The sequence below is a fragment of the Neoroseomonas rubea genome (genome assembly GCF_016106015.1).
Lineage (GTDB): Bacteria > Pseudomonadota > Alphaproteobacteria > Acetobacterales > Acetobacteraceae > Neoroseomonas > Neoroseomonas rubea.
Map to the genome: position 1 here is coordinate 1 of NZ_JACADQ010000455.1, position 2,528 is coordinate 2,528.

Annotated in this window: 3 protein-coding genes; all 3 read left to right on the top strand. The window is 75.1% G+C overall.

Annotation, left to right across the window (positions count from 1 at the left end; translation table 11 throughout):
* The first annotated feature begins 191 nt into the window (after window positions 1-191).
* The gene (gene modA, locus HW577_RS23550) at window positions 192-962 is read left to right on the top strand and encodes a molybdate ABC transporter substrate-binding protein (protein ID WP_198378539.1); all 771 of its coding nucleotides are present in this window, start codon (window positions 192-194) and stop codon (window positions 960-962) included.
* Between the two features lie 10 nt (window positions 963-972).
* Window positions 973-1,665, top strand: a complete 693-nt coding sequence (modB, locus tag HW577_RS23555) for a molybdate ABC transporter permease subunit (protein ID WP_198378540.1) — start codon at window positions 973-975, stop codon at window positions 1,663-1,665.
* Window positions 1,662-2,528, top strand: an 867-nt coding sequence (gene modC, locus HW577_RS23560) for a molybdenum ABC transporter ATP-binding protein (protein ID WP_198378541.1), incomplete at its 3' end; no start/stop codon positions are given. The genes modB and modC, both read left to right, overlap by 4 nt.

The following is a 2,528-nucleotide window of genomic DNA, read 5'->3' on the forward strand; positions in this document are numbered from 1 at the left end:
GGGCGCGGCGATGCGCGCCAGCAGGGCGGCCAGCGCGGCATCGGGCGCGGTCAGGCGCAGGGGGGCGGCGGGCTGCGTCGGCATGGCGGCCCTTTGGCGCAGCGCCGCGCCCTTGGCCAGGGGCACCGCGTGCTTGGCGCATCACGGCCGCGCGGGTTATATATGGATGAACATAGCGTTCGAGCCCAACGATGCGCCGCCGCCCCCTGCTTCGCCTCGCCGCCATGTTGGCGGCGCTGCCAGCCCCCGCACTCGCCCAGGCGGGGCCGATGGTCTTCGCCGCGGCGAGCCTGACGGACGCGCTGCGCGCCCTCGGCCAGGACTGGCAGGCGCGCGGCAACGCGGCACCGCGCTTCTCCTTCGCCGCCTCCTCCACCCTCGCGCGGCAGATCGAGCAAGGCGCACCGGCGGACCTGTTCCTGTCCGCCGACGAACCCTGGATGGACCATGTCCAGCAGCGAGGACTGGTGGTGCCGGAGACGCGCATCAGCGCGGTCGGCAACACGCTCGTCCTGGTCGCGCCCGCGCCTGCGACACCGGCCATCTCGCTGACGCGCGGGGCGGACCTGGCCGCGCAGCTCGGCCCCTCAGGTCGGCTCGCGACCGGCGACCCGGCGCATGTGCCGGCCGGCCGCTATGCCGAGGCCGCGCTGCGCTGGATGGGTCAGTGGGAGGCGATCGCCCCGCGCCTCGCCCGCGCCGAGAATGTCCGCGCCGCCCTGCTGCTGGTGGAACGCGGCGAAGCGCCGTTCGGCATCGTCTATGCCACCGATGCGGCGGCCAGCCGCGGCGTCACGGTCGTGGGCACCTTCCCGGCGGAGAGCCACCCCGCCATCACCTATCCCTTCGCGCTGACCCGGCGCGCGGCGGGCGACGCGCAGGCACGCGCGCTGCTCGCCTTCCTGACGGGGCCGGACGCGCAGCCAGGCTGGAGGCGCTTCGGCTTCGGCCTGGCGCGCTGACCCGCATCCCATGCTGACGGCCGAGGAATGGGACGCGATCCGGCTCTCGCTCGCCGTCGCCACGCGGTCGGTCGGCATCTCCCTCCTTCCGGCGGTGGCGGTGGCCTGGCTGCTCGCGCGGGGGCGCTTCCCGGGGCGGATGCTGCTCGACGCGCTTGTGCACCTGCCGCTCGTCGTGCCGCCGGTGGTGGTGGGCTGGGCGCTGCTGATGCTGTTCGGCGTGCGCGGGCCGATCGGCGCGCCGCTGCATGACTGGTTCGGCATCCGGCTGGTGTTCACCACGGAAGGGGCGGCGCTGGCGACCGCCGTCATGTCCTTTCCGCTCATCGTACGCGCGGTGCGGCTGGGGCTGGAAAACGTCGATCCGGGGCTGGAGGCCGCGGCGCGCACCCTCGGCGCCGGCCCGCTCGATCGCTTCGCGACGGTGACGCTGCCGCTGATGTCGCCCGGCATCCTCGCCGGCGCGGTCACTGCCTTCGCGGCGGGGCTCGGCGAGTTCGGCGCCGTGATCACCTTCGCCTCCAACATCCCCGGCGAGACGCAGACCCTGCCGCTTGCCATCTACGCGGCAACGCAGACGCCGGGTGGGGAGGCGATGGCGGCGCGGCTCGCGCTGATCTCCTTCGCGCTCGCGGTCGCCGGGCTGCTGCTGGCGGAGGTGATCGCGCGCCGGATGCACCTGCTGCTCGGCCGTGGCGGATGATCGAGGTCGCGTTCCGCCACCGCTTCGGCGCCGCCGGCTTCGCGCTGGACGCCGCCTTCGCCGCACCGGCCGCGGGCGTCACGGCGCTGTTCGGCGCCTCGGGCTGCGGCAAGAGCACGGTCATCGCCGCCATCGCCGGCCTGCTGCGGCCGCGCGAAGGGCGCATCGCGGTCGGGCCGCGGCTGCTGCTCGACACCGCGTCGCGCATCTGCCTGCCGCCCGAGGCGCGGCGCTGCGGCGTGGTGTTCCAGGATGCGCGCCTGTTTCCGCATATGAGCGTCGCGACCAACCTGCACTACGGGCTGCGCCGCGCACCGGCAGGCGAACAGGGACCCGGCTTCGAGGAGGTGGTCGATCTGCTCGGCCTCGCCCCGCTGCTGGACCGCCGGCCGGGCGGGCTGTCGGGCGGCGAGCGGCAGCGCGTCGCCCTCGGTCGCGCGCTGCTCGCCCGGCCGCTTCTGCTGCTGATGGACGAGCCGCTCGCCGCGCTCGACGCGCAACGCCGGTCGGAGGTGCTGCCCTTCCTCGCCCGCCTCTGTGCCGCCGCGCGCCTGCCGATCCTGTATGTGACGCATGCGCTGGACGAGGTGGACGCGCTCGCCGACCATCTGGTGCTGATGCAGGCCGGGCGCGTCGTGGCGCATGGCGCGGTGGAGGAGATGTCATCGCGCACCGACCTGCCGCTGTTGAGCGCGCGACGCGATGCCGGCGTGCTGCTGCCTTGCATGGTGGAGCGGGTGGAGGAGGGCGTGACGGTGCTCGGCTTCGCCGGCGGCACGCTGCGCACCGCCGCCCATGTCGGCCCGCCCGGCGCGCGGCTGCGCATGCGGCTGCGCGCGCGCGACGTCGCGGTCGCGACCGTG

Bases quoted from the DNA above. Each gene is read 5' to 3' on its own strand.
- modA (WP_198378539.1), top strand. From the start codon at position 192: ATGCGCCGCCGCCCCCTGCTTCGCCTCGCCGCCATGTTGGCGGCGCTG.
- modB (WP_198378540.1), top strand. From the start codon at position 973: ATGCTGACGGCCGAGGAATGGGACGCGATCCGGCTCTCGCTCGCCGTC.